Annotated in this window: 9 protein-coding genes, 1 pseudogene and 1 riboswitch; of the genes and pseudogenes, 3 read left to right on the top strand and 7 right to left on the bottom strand. The window is 46.6% G+C overall.

Annotated elements, in window-relative coordinates; genetic code table 11:
* The first annotated feature begins 73 nt into the window (after positions 1–73).
* Entirely contained in the window at positions 74–256 is a 183-nt protein-coding gene (locus BM415_RS21885; RefSeq protein ID WP_076315378.1) for a hypothetical protein, read from the top strand.
* 114 nt (positions 257–370) lie between these two features.
* On the opposite strand, the gene BM415_RS21890 is transcribed toward BM415_RS21885, so the two are convergent.
* Positions 371–1,996: an ABC-F family ATP-binding cassette domain-containing protein gene (locus tag BM415_RS21890; protein WP_091161325.1), complete on the bottom strand. Its 1,626-nt coding sequence runs from the start codon at positions 1,994–1,996 to the stop codon at positions 371–373.
* Between the two features lie 333 nt (positions 1,997–2,329).
* On the opposite strand from BM415_RS21890, the gene BM415_RS21895 reads away from it, so the two are divergent.
* On the top strand, positions 2,330–3,466 hold the full coding sequence (locus BM415_RS21895) for a virulence factor (protein WP_091161327.1): 1,137 nt from the start codon (positions 2,330–2,332) through the stop codon (positions 3,464–3,466).
* 118 nt (positions 3,467–3,584) lie between these two features.
* Positions 3,585–3,779, top strand: a riboswitch (Lysine riboswitch).
* A 159-nt stretch (positions 3,780–3,938) separates the two neighbouring features.
* Positions 3,939–5,399 (top strand): amino acid permease, encoded by a 1,461-nt coding sequence (locus BM415_RS21900; protein ID WP_091161328.1) that lies wholly within the window; start codon positions 3,939–3,941, stop codon positions 5,397–5,399.
* Between the two features lie 98 nt (positions 5,400–5,497).
* Here BM415_RS21900 and BM415_RS21905 read toward each other — a convergent pair whose 3' ends face one another.
* From BM415_RS21905 to xylA, 6 genes and pseudogenes are all read right to left on the bottom strand, one after another.
* A complete protein-coding gene (locus tag BM415_RS21905; protein WP_091161330.1) occupies positions 5,498–6,622 on the bottom strand; it encodes a transglutaminase domain-containing protein in 1,125 nt (374 codons plus the stop codon).
* A gap of 183 nt (positions 6,623–6,805) precedes the next feature.
* Positions 6,806–9,121, bottom strand: a complete 2,316-nt coding sequence (locus tag BM415_RS21910; RefSeq protein WP_091161331.1) for a YcdB/YcdC domain-containing protein — start codon at positions 9,119–9,121, stop codon at positions 6,806–6,808.
* Positions 9,122–9,370: 249 nt separating this feature from the next.
* Positions 9,371–10,436: pseudogene (locus BM415_RS21915) on the bottom strand (glycosyltransferase family 2 protein).
* Positions 10,437–11,531: 1,095 nt separating this feature from the next.
* Entirely contained in the window at positions 11,532–12,230 is a 699-nt protein-coding gene (locus tag BM415_RS21920) for a glycosyltransferase (RefSeq protein ID WP_244533669.1), read from the bottom strand.
* A gap of 273 nt (positions 12,231–12,503) precedes the next feature.
* Positions 12,504–14,000 (bottom strand): xylulokinase, encoded by a 1,497-nt coding sequence (gene xylB / locus BM415_RS21925; RefSeq protein WP_091161333.1) that lies wholly within the window; start codon positions 13,998–14,000, stop codon positions 12,504–12,506.
* Positions 14,001–14,142: 142 nt separating this feature from the next.
* Positions 14,143–15,459, bottom strand: coding sequence for a xylose isomerase (gene xylA / locus BM415_RS21930; RefSeq protein WP_091161334.1), 1,317 nt, complete (start codon positions 15,457–15,459; stop codon positions 14,143–14,145).
* Between the last annotated feature and the right edge of the window lie 104 nt (positions 15,460–15,563).

Genomic DNA, 15,563 nt, shown 5'->3' on the forward strand with positions numbered 1-15,563 from the left:
TTGTTATGTATGTATACTCAACAATTCAACCGGACCTGGTTCTGAAGATCATTAAAGAGGAGGTATGTATCTCATGAGCGAAAATAACGAACCTCGCAAAATCAGTCTGGCTGATGCTGTAAAGCAAAAGCTCGCCCAGAAAAAAGAGCAAAACAACGGGAATCGCGGCGGCTTCCAAAATAATGGAACCAAGAAATTAGTAAGCCAAAACAACAAAAAGCCGAATAATCAACGTCGTCGTACTGGCGGGTCCTAATATTGGTTATCCTCCAATTAATCAACTGCCGGTGGCAAAACGTAAAAAGTCCGTATTCCGAATGAATTGTAACAATTCAATTCATGGAATACGGACTTTTTATATTTCAGGATTTTAAGCTTCTACTGGATACATTTGAGAACGCAGCTGCTTCACTTCATCATTCTCAAGGTATTCATCATAGCTCATTTGACGGTCAATAACACCCGCCGGGGTAATTTCAATAATGCGGTTCGCGATCGTTTGAATGAACTGATGGTCATGAGATGTAAACAGGATCGTTCCATCAAAATCAATCAGACCATTATTCAGCGCTGTAATCGATTCAAGATCCAAGTGGTTCGTAGGCTCATCCAGAATAAGCACATTGGCACCGTTCAGCATCATTTTGGCAAGCATACAGCGAACTTTTTCTCCACCTGACAGCACACTTGCTTTCTTGAGCGCTTCTTCTCCAGAGAACAGCATGCGTCCAAGGAATCCACGCAGGAATGTTTCTTCCTGATCCTTGGAATACTGGCGCAGCCATTCAACCAGATTCATATCTACACCTTCAAAATATTTAGAGTTATCTTTCGGGAAGTATGCCTGCGATGTCGTGACACCCCAAGTATATTCACCGGAATCCGCTCCGGTCTCACCCATCAGCACTTCAAACAGGGTTGACTTCGGCAATCCGTTAGGTCCAACAAAGGCAATCTTGTCGCCCTTGTTCACCACGATGCTGAGATCGTTAAGAACTTGCTCGCCTTCAACGGATTTGCTCAGACGATCAATCGTTAGAAGCTGTTTACCTGCTTCACGCTCAGCCTTGAAGTTGATGAACGGATATTTACGATTCGATGGACGAATATCGTCCAACTGAATCTTTTCAAGCTGCTTCTTACGGGAAGTCGCCTGCTTGGACTTGGATGCATTAGCAGAGAAACGCTGAATGAACGCTTGCAGCTCTTTCATCTTCTCTTCTTTTTTCTTGTTCGCGTCACGCTGCAGGGCAAGCGCCAGCTGACTGGATTCATACCAGAAATCATAGTTACCTACATACAGCTGAATTTTGCCAAAATCAATGTCCGCAATATGCGTACATACTTTGTTTAGGAAGTGACGGTCATGGGATACCACGATAACGGTACCTTCATAATCCATCAGGAAGTTCTCCAGCCATTGGATGGATTCCAGATCCAGATAGTTGGTAGGCTCATCGAGAAGCAGATTGTTCGGGTTACCGAACAAAGCCTGTGCCAAGAGGACACGCACCTTCTCGTTGCCGCTCAGGTCGGCCATTTTCTGCTCGTGCATCTCACGAGGAATTCCGAGACCAATCAGAAGCGCTGCTGCATCCGGTTCTGCGTCCCAGCCGTTCAGCTCCGCGAACTCGCCTTCGAGCTCACCTGCACGCAGACCATCCGCTTCGGTAAAATCAGCTTTGGCATAGAGCACATCTTTTTCCTTCATGATTTCATACAAACGAGTGTGGCCCATAATGACCGTCTCAAGTACCGGATACTCATCATAAGCATAGTGGTTCTGCTTCAGAACAGCCATCCGCTCGCCTGGTGTCATGTGTACTTCACCTTGGTTTGCTTCAATTTCTCCGGACAAAATTTTCAAAAACGTTGATTTCCCTGCTCCGTTAGCCCCGATAAGGCCGTAGCAGTTCCCTGGGGTAAACTTGATGTTCACATCTTCAAACAATGCGCGTTTACCGTAGCGGAGCGTTATGCCGCTTGTACTGATCATTCAACATACCATCCTTTATATATAAATTAAATTGTTCATAATTGGCCTGCATCAGCATCTTGCATCCGTTCATTCCAAGCCGTGATATAAAATCCTCGTACAACTGTCTATGATGGACTGGATAGTGAAAGCCTTTTTCTACCCGTATGGCAACATATTATAGCATAAATAACGTGGAAATTCCCAATAAACAAAGAAAGACCGTCAAAATGATGAAACCAGCCGTTTAATCCGTTACAATAATATTGTACAGTGATAATTTCATGCAAAATAGGAATGAAATATTTGGCTACAATAAATAAAGAACAATGAACGGAGGTCTTCGATCTATTTATGAAAATTACATCCATTGAACCTACACCGAGTCCCAATACGATGATGCTGCATCTTGACGAACAGCTTGAAGCAGGGATTCGTCGAACCTATACACTGGATAACGAGCGTTCTGCTCCTGCTTTTATCCGCCAGATGCTTCATATTCCAGGGGTCAAAAGCGTGTTCCATACGGCCGGATTTGTCGCATTGGATCGTAAAGGCAATGCAGACTGGTCTGCCATCCTCGGAGAAATTCAGGAGAAGCTGGGTCAGGAAGGCGCGCAGCTGCAGTGGGCTGAGGCAGATGCAGCAGACGGAGAACACTTCGGCGAAGCTCAGGTATTCGTGCAATTCTTCCGTGGAGTTCCAATGCAAATCCGGGTCAAAGCAGGCGCACAGGAAGAACGTATCTCTCTGTCTGACCGGTTTGTAAAGGCAGTGACTGAGGTTGCATCTGCGACGCTGATCAAGGAACGTAAGCTGACCGACTATGGTGTTCGTTACGGCGAATTGGCTGACATTGCCCGCGAAGTTGAACAGGAACTGGAGGCCGCCTATCCTCCGGAGAGACTCCAGAAAGTGATTGAGCAAGCCATTGCTCACGGCACCAACCAAGAGGAATTTATTGAGCAGCGCAGAGATCTAACTGACGAGGAAATCCGGACAGCACTGCAAAACGACGACTGGCGCGTTCGCTATGCAGCACTTGATCAGATGGAACCTACGCCAGAGCGTATAGACCTGATTCATACGGCCCTGAAGGATGACAAGATGCAGACACGCCGTCTTGCTGTCGTCTACCTTGGTGATCTCAAGACGCCGGAGGCTCAGGAATTACTATATGAAGCAATGCAGGATAAATCACCTGCCGTACGGCGGACTGCAGGTGATACATTGTCCGATATCGGGGATCCGGCAGCCACTCCGGTCATGATGACTGCGCTCAAGGACACAAGCAAGCTTGTACGCTGGCGTGCAGCCCGCTTCCTATATGAAGTAGGTACAGAGGATGCGAGAGAAGTGCTTGAGGTTGCAGCAGATGATCCTGAATTCGAGGTGAGTCTCCAGGCAAAAATGGCGCTCGAACGGATTGAATCCGGGGAGCAGGCGGCTGGAACAGTATGGCAGCAGATGGCTGGACGTAAGCGGGATTAATCTTCATTGAATCCTCACACAATAAGGAAGATTGTACCATTGCCATCCAAGCAGTTCTTGCTATATACTGAAGTCTGTTTTTAAGCTAATTGAATATAAGATACACCTCATCATACACAGGTGAGGTAGAGGTCGCGGTTACGATAAGTAAACCGGAAGAGGCATAAGAGCTGCCGTTTGGATTCCGTGTTGAAAGGCGTACCCGCCGAAATCTGCTTGAGTACTGCTCTATGAAACGTACTCCAGGTTGGGGCTGCTAGATCCGAAAGGAGCAGAACTGTCATAGCGTAAGCTATGTTGAGCTATCTTAATGTTTAGAGTATGGTGCGGATGTTAAAAATATAGACCGCCGGTACACAAGCCAGCGGTCTTTTTTTATTATTTCCCGGCATACGAATCCATTCCATATTTCCTTAAAGAGTTATGAAATGGATGCATACGTAAGACCAAATAGAAGGAGTGTACAGAAGAAATGCAGCATCAAGAGACAACGGGCCCTAGCTTGAACAAAGGCCTTAAGACAAGACATATGACAATGATTGCCCTCGGAGGCTCCATCGGTACAGGATTGTTCCTCGCCAGCGGTGGTGCTATCGCGAATTCTGGCCCAGGCGGTGCACTCATCGCTTATGCTGCGGTGGGCATCATGGTTTACTTCCTGATGACCAGCCTTGGAGAGCTTGCCACCTTCATGCCGGACTCCGGTTCATTCAGCACTTATGCTACGAGATTCGTAGATCCTTCCCTTGGGTTTGCCCTGGGGTGGAATTTCTGGTACAACTGGGCGATTACGATTGCGGCCGAGCTGTCAGCAGCAACGATTATTTTGAAATATTGGTTCCCGGACAGCAACTCAGCACTGTGGAGTCTCGTATTCCTGCTCTTGCTCATCGGACTTAATGTCTTGTCCGTTAAGGGTTACGGAGAATCCGAATACTGGTTTGCACTTATCAAAATTGTACTTGTCATCGTATTCCTCATTGTTGGTGTGATGATGATCTTCGGTATTCTGGGTGGAGAAGCAACCGGCTTTGAGAACTTTACCGTAGGGGATGCACCACTGCACGGCGGGTTCTTTGCGCTACTGGGTGTATTTATGGCAGCCGGGTTCTCTTTCCAAGGAACAGAGCTAGTCGGGGTCGCTGCTGGAGAGAGTGAAAATCCGCGTAAAAGTGTTCCACGTGCCATTCGGCAAATTTTCTGGCGGATTCTGATCTTCTACATCCTGACGATTCTGGTTATTGGTCTGATTATTCCTTATTCCGATCCAAACCTGTTGAACTCAGATCTGGAAACGATCAGCGTCAGCCCGTTTACGCTCGTATTTGAGAAAGCAGGATTGGCCTTCGCCGCTTCCGTTATGAACGCGGTCATCCTGACTTCTGTATTGTCTGCCGGTAATTCAGGGATGTTCGCTTCAAGCCGTGTGCTGTACGCACTGGCCAAGGATGGCAAAGCCCCGCGTATTTTTGGAAAGCTGAACAAACGAGGAATTCCTGTCTATTCCCTGCTCCTTACAGCGGCCATCGGAATGCTGGCATTCCTGGCTTCCATGTTTGGTGATGGTGTGGTTTATACCTGGCTGCTTAACGCATCCGGAATGTGCGGATTTATTACCTGGCTCGGAATTTCCATCAGCCACTACCGTTTCAGAAAAGCCTATGTCGCTCAAGGCAGAGATCTAAAGGATTTGCCTTTCAGAGCAAGATGGTTCCCATTTGGTCCCATCTTTGCATTTGTGCTCTGTATGATCGTTATTCTCGGTCAGGCCCTTACACTTGATCTTAGCGATGTAACCTGGGTCGACTTCGCAGCCACTTACTTTACGATTCCATTGTTCCTTGCGATTTGGCTCGGATACAAGTGGAAGCATAAGACTAAAGTAATCCCGCTGAAAGATTGCGACTTTAGTACAGATCAATCCGTTTCATAATCCCCTGAGGATTCAGATCAAGATTAAAAGCCTATCCTTGCTACAGCAGCAAGGATAGGCTTTTCTTTATGCATTGGACCCAGATCTTATTGCGAGCTTTATCTTACTAGCTTCCAGTTTACTTTCACCTTTAAATCTCCGGTATCCTCAAAATCAGATACATAATAGGATATGGATCTAATTCCGAGACTGTACAGCTCCTTAAGTGCTTGAAACAATTCATTCTCTTCACCATCATAACGGAATATAACGAAATTGGCCTCCTCATTCATCTTGGATTGAACCCGTTCTCTCAGCTCTGCTGATGTTTGAATAATTTCATCCTCATTGTACAAACCATAATTCAGCGTTTCGTACAGACGCTTATAAGCAGCATATTTATCATCATTTTTTTGCATCAGCACATGAATGGCTTCACGATATGGCGTCGCCGCGGCAGGATATTGCTCCTCCCAGGTATGGTCCTGCCCCATTTCTTCATCCGTCAGCAAATAGTAATTGTAACTGACCTTGCCCGGTTGATCCGGTGTAGGATCGTCCCAGGTTGTGTCCATGTGATACCAGACTCCATCCAATAACAGCAGGTTCCAAGCATGCAGTTGACCTCCAGCATGCCCTTCTATGATCCGATTCGTAATGCCTGCTTCTGTAAGCATTCGATAAGTAAGAAGCGAGTAGCCTTGACACACAGTGCTTCCCGTTGAAAGTCCGTCGTAAGCTGTATACTTCTGCATTGTTTCATCATACGCCAGATTCAGAACCACATAGTTGTGAATGGCCTCCACCTTCTCATGATCGTTCATGCCCGGCTTAATGATGTCAGCAAGTATTTGGTCCACTCGGGAATTAACATAGGCAGTCTGCTCTAAGGATTCCCTAAATTTAAACTCAATGTTTACTTCAGCTGAAGCGTTCGTTCCCTTGTAATGATAGGCATAGCTCTTGAGAGTGTACTGAATGTAAGAATCACTTCTCATCGCCTTCTCTATGGCTTCCTGCAATGTGGCTTTTAAGACTTTTACTTTACCTATATAGGTAAATTGAAATTGATCTGTCCTGTTTGCCATGGCAGTCGTAAGCACCTCATGTAATTCTTCCGAAGTGATTGCGTTTTCATTAGACGCGGCGTATAACGTATGCAAATGAACTGACCGGGGAATGGCTCCTATAAGCACGATACCTAGCAACATGACAATAAATAATCCAAATCGGCGTTTTCTCATTGATCATCCTGCCTCCCTTCCGGTAATCAACTTATGTCTGGCAGAAATATTGTAGCATAAACAAGCTTCTGCTCCATGTTCTTGTTTTGTCGACGAGACTCGAAAAAAGCTTCCCTTATCAGGGAAGCCTATTCTTATACATATTCACTTTGTCTCCATTTAGTTCTTAGCCATATTAAAAATTTAATAATATCGATACGACCACTTATCACTCGTAAAATAATCCAGTTTATTCTGGAGTCCAGCAAGCCGGTCTATCACCTCTGCAGCCTCTGACACGGATACAGGACGGTCCGGGAGAAATCTGCCTTCAATAAGAGGAAGAATGCCCAGTCTGATGGCCATGGAAGCGGCTCCTTTATTATCAATCTGTGCAGCATCTGCCACATTTGGCAAATCGGTTCCCTGCTGATAGAACCTAGCCAGCTTGTCGTACCCCAGCATGGCGATAATCAACTCAGACAGCTGACCTCTCGTGATTGAATGGTTTGGGGCAAAGGTTTCTTCTGCATCTGGCTCAATCCATCCCTGCTCTGTCAGCCGGCTAAGCACCGTATAGTAAGGACTGTCCATATCAATATCAGCAAACAGCTTCGCCGAGTTGTTTGAATAATAACCATTCGTCTGCACATGTGGATCAAGGGCCCGCGCCAAATACATATACCAGTCACCCTTCGTTATGTTCCGCTCCGGCTCGATCTTACCTTCAATATCAGGAACGAGCACTCCATGGGTAACCATCCGCTGCATGACGGCTTCCGCCTCATGTCCGGCAATATCAACCACCAGGTCATTGGCAGGATTTGTGCCAGACGAGTACATATCCCGGAGCTTGCCTGTTGTTCCATCAATAACCTTGGAGGCATATAGCTGAGCTTCTCCCTGAGACGGCATATATACCAGCTTAATCGGCGGGATCTCTTCACCCGTGTTATTGTAGTATCCGTAAGATGCTTGGTAACCAAGCACCATCTCAGTAGCGTCCAAATAGGATGTTTGTGCTTCGTCTTGAGTAATGCTGGCTTCCTTCGCCTCTGGCAGTTCGTTAGTCTCCGCACTTAAGGTTGTATAAAATGTGTTCACTTGACCGGACTTTGTCATAGATATATTCACGTTATCCCCTATGACCCGAAGCCCATTCAGATAGCGGCTATAAACAAAGTTATACCCGTCTTCCATGGAGATCATCTGGCTTAATCTAAGCTCTGTCACTGCGTTAGGAACAAGAGATAATACCAGATCAGCAGCTTGTTCTTTGGCAGCTTGCTCTGAAATCCCTTCGCTGGACGCACCCTGATTCTTACTGCTGCTATGATACCATTCATAATAGTCCGTCACTCGACCTGTTTCTGCATCGACTTGAACATTGATGTCGCTGGCTTCATTACCGCTTTGATTCGTAAATCTTACATTCCATACTTTCTTCACGGCTCCGCGCTGAGAATTCCGGTTAAGGGACACATCGGTGACCGTGTAATCTTTTAATGAAGGAAGTTTGTTCTTAATGAGGGCAACAACCTCATCGCGGGCTGGCGGATTCGCTGCAGGCTCAAAGCTTAAATTCTTCTTAGGCAGCGGTTCATCTAATAGAGATTTATCCGATTCCTCAGAAGTATACACATCGACAACCTTGCCCGTTGCTGCATCCACAATAAATTCCCCAGGAATAGAAGGCACATACGCCAAATAGTACTCCCTGCTGCCGCTGTTATTAGCATAATTTACGGGAACATAAGCCAGCTGCAGGTTGAGATGTTCTTCGAACCGTTCCTTGGCTTCCTCCTTCGTCACCTTAGGAACCGGAGAAGGATAATTGCTCTGTCCTGATGTGCGATTATAACTGATAACCTCACCGCTGTCGTTTACACTGACATAAACTACGTTTCCAACAGCAGGCAGGCCATTTACTTTCAACTGATATGAGAATGAATATTCGGTTCGTCCAAACAGAGGACTGATTCCCTGATCCATATTCACGAGAGATGTGTATTCTCCTTCCTTGAGATCAGGTATTGCTTCATGCAGGAATGCTTCGCTGATCTTAGCAGCCGCCTCTTCTGACATACGCTCTTCGGAATCGGCCCTCTGAATGAAATATTCAGGTAAATACGCTGATAATACCTCACCTGTCTGGCTGGATACGGAAGCGCTGAAGCTCGAGGTAGAATTCCCTCTTGTTACTGTATAAGACAGTTCCCATACCTTCTCTTCAGCAATAGGGGAGGTTCTGTTCAATCCCAATTGAACCGAAGTAATAGTTGCCTTTGAAAGTTTGGGAAATAGTTTAAGGATGCTTTTATGCGCTGCTTCGGAAGAAATTTTTGCTCCCTTGGGAATGGTGTTGTCCGTTATGCTCACTGCCGGTTCTTCACTAACGGATACTTGAGCAGCCGATACTTCCTGAATGGCTCCTTGTGTATGTACACTCAGCATTACAGCAGCAACCGCTGCCGCCACTCTCGTCATCGAGGGTGATTTTTTATTTTTATTCTGATTCAATCCTCTAACGCTCCTTTCTTATTTCCAATCTGTGCCATTATATCATAATACAATCTATGAAATTCCTGATTTACCCAAAATTAAAATTCAAACTTTTTTGACTATATAACGTTCCTTGCAAAAAAGAAAAGCCAGCAAAAAAGAAAAAAGGCTGAACGGCAGCCCTTCTTCCCTATACATGGCTTTATAGGTACGATCTCATCATCTTTACTGTAACATACAACTTATCTCACTCTACCATATCTTTTTCTAACGCAAAACCCCGTTCTGCAATTTTTCTTTCAAATACTGCTGATTATAGAGCATGCTCGGATGCGTGGGATGGTACCTGAGAGCCAGCTCATTATGGTAATTGGCCTGCTCGTGATCACCCAGACGGTCATAGCAGACACAGAGCTGCAGGTGCGGAATCCATGTCCATGATGGCTCATCGATGTTCGCTAACGGGTCTTCCGGCCGCTTCAGCGATACAGCCGTCTCAAACCAATGAATCGCTTTATTCCACTCCATACGCTCTGCAAACCAGGCTCCGATCCGGCAGCATGCTTCCGCGCGAGGAATCTCATAGGTAAATGACCTAAATAAGGCTGCAAGCTCCTGCTCCTTCATCCCCTAGCCTTCCCATACATTCGGCCAGCTTCATGCATGCCAACAAGTTATCTTCGATCCAGCCATGCCCCGAGTCGAGGAACCTCGTATACCATCGAACGGCTTCTTCATTCAAGCCATGATCTCGAAGCTCATTTGCATAATAATACTGATCTCTGGCAGTAAATGCCTCTCCCTGTTCTTCAAGTCTTTTGTATATCCGTAAATTACGGTCTGTATATTCCTTGTCTTTTTTGTGAGTTACCGCGATGTTCGTATGAATAATGTTGCCGGAGACAGCCAAATATTCATGCACAGCACCATGCCACTCAAAGCCTTTATCTCTTCGGACCAGACGATTTCTTCTCAGCTTATGGCTCACATTGCCGGATCCGTCAAAGGCCAGATGATATTCCATCGACAGTCCATCAATGGACGAATCAAGCCTTTCTCTCCAATCAAGCAGCTGCTGCCGGTCCTTCTCCTCAAACACATCATCCGCATCAAGCCATAAGATATACTCTCCTTCAGCCTGACTGAAGGCAAAATTTCGGGCATCCCCAAAGTGATCCTTCCACGCATAGTCTACAATTCTGCAATTGTAATCCTTCGCAATCTCGCGAGTACGATCCGTTGACCCCGTATCCACAATGACGATCTCATCCGCTATTTCCCTCACCGAATCGAGACATCGCGCCAGCGATTTTTCCTCATTCTTCACAATCATACACAGACTAATGAGAATGTGCTTGCTCCCCTCTGTTCCTTCTCCCGTATGCTTTGAGGCAGACTGAAGAAAGGCTGTGACCCCGTCCAAATCCGAATCCCGATAAATATGGTAAGCCGGGTAATGAGTATCCACATGCAGCTTGACTCCTAGCGCCTGAGCTCTCACACAGAAGTGACGGTCCTCACCCCAAAGCGTGAGATTCTCGATACGTGCAAATCGTACTCCCTTCTCAAGCGCAGATCTACGAATCAAGGTACAGGCTCCAAGCCCGCCTACTTCGTACCTTCCCTTCTTGCGCAGCCTTCGCATAAAATCGGCGCTTCGTCTCTGCTTCTCTTCTTCCGTAAGCTGCTCATTTCGACTCTCTTCATATAATGTATATTCATCTCGCAGCCATACCTGCGGCATTTCAATCGTTCCCGGCTGCCAACGGGTCCAGAAGAGGTTCGCCACAATTTCCTCCTCACCGTTCAAGAGCTGCGTCAGTGTGGCTGGATGAAGCACCAAATCGGAATCCAGCAGGAATAGGGCATCAAACGCTTCCTCTATTGCATAAGAAAGAATCCAATCCTTCAAGGCTGCTACCCGCCATATATATTCTTCAGGCCAATAATGACTGTATTCATTCCGGGTGTAGACCTGCGTATTCTCATTTACACGTGGGTCATCCTCTGCGGTTGAAACGGTCACAATGGATTCCTGTAAACTGGAGATTGATGCCTCCACCTTGGATATTTCTGTCCGTGGCGTCTCTACTATCGACATCTCCAGAGTACCTGCCGTATCTTCTGCATTTACTGATACAGATGCTGCTCCTGCTCGGCTCCGCTGGATCACTGTTTTTTTTGGCTTCTCGATCGCTTTTGCCTTTACCACTCTTCCGCCATGCTTCCGTACAAAGGCTCTTAACTGTTTAGACGAGGCCTGAACCTCATTGTCATCAATGAATACATAGCTTACCTCGATCTCATCCTCCCGGATGGAGAGTGAAGACAAAGAGCTCAGAAAGGCCTTTAACACATTCGGTGATTGACGTACAGGACTTGCGATCAGGATACGCTGCAGAGCTGACATAGAGCCTTCGTCCTCCTTTTAATGAGATTTCCATGCTACAAGGGAAGGGGCCGTATCCAGAATAGATTCATACTGCTCCTTCCATCCATATTTCGCCTCAGGGTCCAGCTTCCTGTACCGGACATATTTATGCAAACGGTCCTCCCGTCTGGCCCAGCCGAAATGCTGAATACGAGCTTGATGACATATGTAAGGAAATTCAAATATATTCAGCGGGAATCTTCCACAGTGCTGTGGAGTTTCTTTCCATCTATACATCAGAGCCGGGTTGAATTTGACTAGAAAAGGCCGATAGATCTGGTGAGCACGCCAATATAGGTCTTCCCGGTAATGCGTTTCGTCCCACATATCAAATAGTCGAAAATAAACAGCCTCATGAGGCCCCTTCGTTATCTCATGCAAGCCCTCACCCCATCGATCCTCCAATATTTCATCTGCATCCAGATTAAGAATCCATTCAGCTCCTGCCTGAGCAGCTGCCTCCCATTGCTGCTTGCGGAGGGATACTTCATCGGAGAAATGAGACTGCTTATTACGGATTAGGACAAGCTCCACTCCCTGAAGGAGCTCTTCACACAACTCCGGCGTTCCATCCGTGCTTCTATCATCAATGATGACCGCTTGATCAATCCAGGGACGGTGCTGTATCAAAGCACGTTCCAAATATCGATCTATCTCATTTCTCACGATCATGGACAACGTAATTTTGCCAATCACATGTTTCCCCTCCTACCCAGCCAAACTGCCTGTTGATTGTCCTGAACCAGTCAGCATCCTCCATTTCCAATTTATTCGTGAATTTCTGCCGATATTCGGCTTACTAGTATCAATTTCATAATACCTTTAGCTGCTTAGATTAAGGGTATATATAGATTCAAATTCACCTTTTTAATGAGTTGTGAAATGGTATCCCTATTACGAGAGAAAAATAAAAAGCCACCCGCCTTATAAAAGACAGATGGCTTGTGCTCAGCATATTCACAACTTTTATTATCTATACTCAGCAAGCTTCTCATTCAGCTCACGAGTTTGTCCATATACTTCCTGGTACAACGCAAAGAGTTTGTCGTAAGATGCCGCCGTTTCCGGGTTCGGCTCATAGGTTTTGGCTGGACGGATAAATTCTGCGGCAACCTCCTGCAGCGAATCAAACCAACCGCAGCCATATGCGGCAAGAATTGCAGCACCCATGGCAGGACCCTGTTCACTTTCGAGCTTGATGATCTTCGCATTAAAGATGTCGGCCTGCATTTGCAGCCAGGTCTCATTCTTGGCGCCGCCTCCGATGGAGATGACCTCGCTAATCGTCTTGCCAGCACCGCGGATAATATCAATCGACTCTCGAAGAGAGAACGTAATTCCCTCAAGCACAGCACGACCAAAATGCTGAAGCGTATGGCTTGCATCCATACCGATAAAGCTGCCGCGGATATTTGCATCAGGATGCGGGGTACGCTCACCAACGATGTATGGAGTAAACAACAGCCCGCCGCTTCCTGCAGGAATCTGGTCAATGCCTTGCAGCAGCAAATCAAATGACAAGTCCTTTGCGAAGGTTTCCTTGAACCAGGTCAGGCTGTAGCCAGCTGCCAACGTAACACCCATAATGTAGTAGGCATCCTTCTCGGAGTGATTGAAGAAGTGAACCTTCCCTTCAAAATCGAGGTTCTTGCGTTCCTCCTCATAGGATAGAACAACTCCGGAAGTACCAATACTGCTCATCGTCTTCCCTTCACTTAAGATCCCTGCACCAATGGCGCCGCAAGCATTGTCGGCTCCGCCGGCAAATACTTTCGTTTGAGGTGTAAGTCCCGCTTCTTCTGCAACCTCTGGCAGCAAAGTGCCAACCAGATCAAAGGACTCCACCAATTTCGGGCATAAGGAGAGCGGCAAGGAGAAGGCGTTCGCGATCTGTTTGCTCCACGATTTGGCCGCAGGGTCCAAGAGCAGCGTTCCAGCTGCATCCGAATAATCCATCGCATAATCGCCAGTCAACCGGTAGCGTACATAATCCTTAGGCAGCAGGAACAGCGCTGCTTGGCCCAGAATTTCAGGCTCATTCTCCTGCACCCACAAAATTTTAGGCAGTGTAAAGCCTTCAAGCGCACGGTTGCGTGCAATGGACAGCAAATCCTGACCTAGTGTATCCTCAATCTTGCGGCACTGTGCTGTCGTACGTGTATCATTCCACAGAATAGCCGGACGGAGAACGCTTCCTTCTGCATCCACAAGCACAAGTCCATGCATTTGTCCTGAGAAGCTGAGACCTTCAACTTCAGCCGGATCAATACCTGATATCTCCATCAATTTGCGCAAGGATACAATCGTTTGCTGTACCCAATCCTCAGGATTCTGCTCACTGTAACCAGCCTTGGGCTGATACAGCGGGTAAGCCTCCGATGCTTCATATAATACATGCCCGCTGCGATCGACTAGAACCGTCTTTACGGCGCTGGTTCCCAAATCTACACCAATGACATAACTCATCTTATCTCCTCCTCTTCTTCTAAAAAAAGAAACGTCCCCATGCCCTTCGCTTACGCCAAAGGCCGGGGACGATCCGAAAGTCTCTTTAAAACGTCCTATTGGCTCTTAAATGTTGCTTGTATAGCTTCAACCGCCGGGACGATTAGTCAGCCAAGATGTATTGGTTAAGAGTTGCCTTGAGCAGCTCTTGACGGCCGGATTCATTCTTGCGAGGTGTTTCGTTGTTCAGTGCATATTCAGCCAGGGAAGCAAGTGTCGCTTTGCCTTCAACGACTTCAGCACCGATGCCTTCACTGAAGCTGGAGTAGCGTTTCTCGATGAAATCATCGAATACGCGATCTTCGATCAGTTTTGCTGCAACTTTGAGACCTTTCGCATACGTATCCATACCTGCAATATGAGCCAGGAACAGATCTTCTGCTTCGAAGGAAGCGCGACGAACTTTCGCGTCAAAGTTCACGCCGCCTTTACCAAGGCCGCCGTTCTTCAGAACTTCGTACATTGTGAGTGTTGCATCATAGATGTCTACAGGGAACTCATCAGTATCCCATCCGATCAGCAGATCGCCTTGGTTTGCATCCAGGGATCCGAGCATGCCGTTGATGCGGGCAACACGAATTTCGTGGTCAAATGTATGGCCAGCAAGTGTTGCATGGTTTGCTTCAAGATTCAGTTTGAAGTGCTTGTCTAAGCCGTACTTTTGCAAGAACGCGATAGATGTAGCAGCATCAAAGTCATATTGATGTTTTGTCGGCTCTTTTGGCTTAGGCTCGATCAAGAATTGAGCATCAAAGCCGATTTCTTTGGCATAATCAACGGCCATATGGAACATGCGAGCGATGTTGTCCTGCTCCAGCTGCATGTCTGTGTTCAAGAGTGTATCATAACCTTCACGGCCGCCCCAGAATACATAGTTCTCAGCGCCAAGGCGTTTACCCACTTCAAGACCTTTCTTAACTTGAGCTGCTGCATGTGCATATACATCCGCGTTGCAAGTTGAAGCAGCACCGTGCATGAAGCGAGGGTTAGTGAACATGTTTGCCGTGTTCCAGAGCAGCTTCTTGCCTGTTCCTTTCATTTGGTCTTCAATCAGGTCAACAATCGTATCGATGTTGCTGTAGAATTCACGAAGCGTGCTTCCTTCTGGAGCAATATCCACGTCATGGAAGCAGAAGTAAGGAAGGTTCATTTTCTCCATGAATTCAAAAGCAGCCTCTACGCGGACTTTAGCCAGATCCATGCCGGAATATTTATCATAAGAACGAACTGCCGTATTTGTACCGAACGGGTCGGAACCGCCGGCTGTAAGTGTATGCCAGTAAGCCATACCGAAACGGAAATGCTCTTCCATTGTTTTGCCGGCTACGACTTCTTCGGGATTATAAAATTTAAATGCGAAAGGATTCTTGGACTCTTTACCTTCATAAGCAATTTTATTAACGGATTCAAAATAGGCCATGTTACAAAGCCCTCCTCAAAATTAGTTTAAAACTGTTTCGCGAAATCGTTTACACCGTTATACTATCACACTCGAAATACTTTGTCTATTGGTTAAACAAAGTT

This window comes from Paenibacillus sp. 453mf (genome assembly GCF_900116105.1).
In the GTDB taxonomy this organism is placed as follows: Bacteria; Bacillota; Bacilli; order Paenibacillales; family Paenibacillaceae; genus Paenibacillus; species Paenibacillus provencensis.

Coding starts and splice junctions, on each gene's coding strand:
- BM415_RS21895 (WP_091161327.1), top strand. CDS start 2,330: ATGAAAATTACATCCATTGAACCTACACCGAGTCCCAATACGATGATG.
- BM415_RS21905 (WP_091161330.1), bottom strand. CDS start 6,622: ATGAGAAAACGCCGATTTGGATTATTTATTGTCATGTTGCTAGGTATC.
- BM415_RS21900 (WP_091161328.1), top strand. CDS start 3,939: ATGCAGCATCAAGAGACAACGGGCCCTAGCTTGAACAAAGGCCTTAAG.
- BM415_RS21890 (WP_091161325.1), bottom strand. CDS start 1,996: ATGATCAGTACAAGCGGCATAACGCTCCGCTACGGTAAACGCGCATTG.
- BM415_RS21885 (WP_076315378.1), top strand. CDS start 74: ATGAGCGAAAATAACGAACCTCGCAAAATCAGTCTGGCTGATGCTGTA.
- xylB (WP_091161333.1), bottom strand. CDS start 14,000: ATGAGTTATGTCATTGGTGTAGATTTGGGAACCAGCGCCGTAAAGACG.
- xylA (WP_091161334.1), bottom strand. CDS start 15,459: ATGGCCTATTTTGAATCCGTTAATAAAATTGCTTATGAAGGTAAAGAG.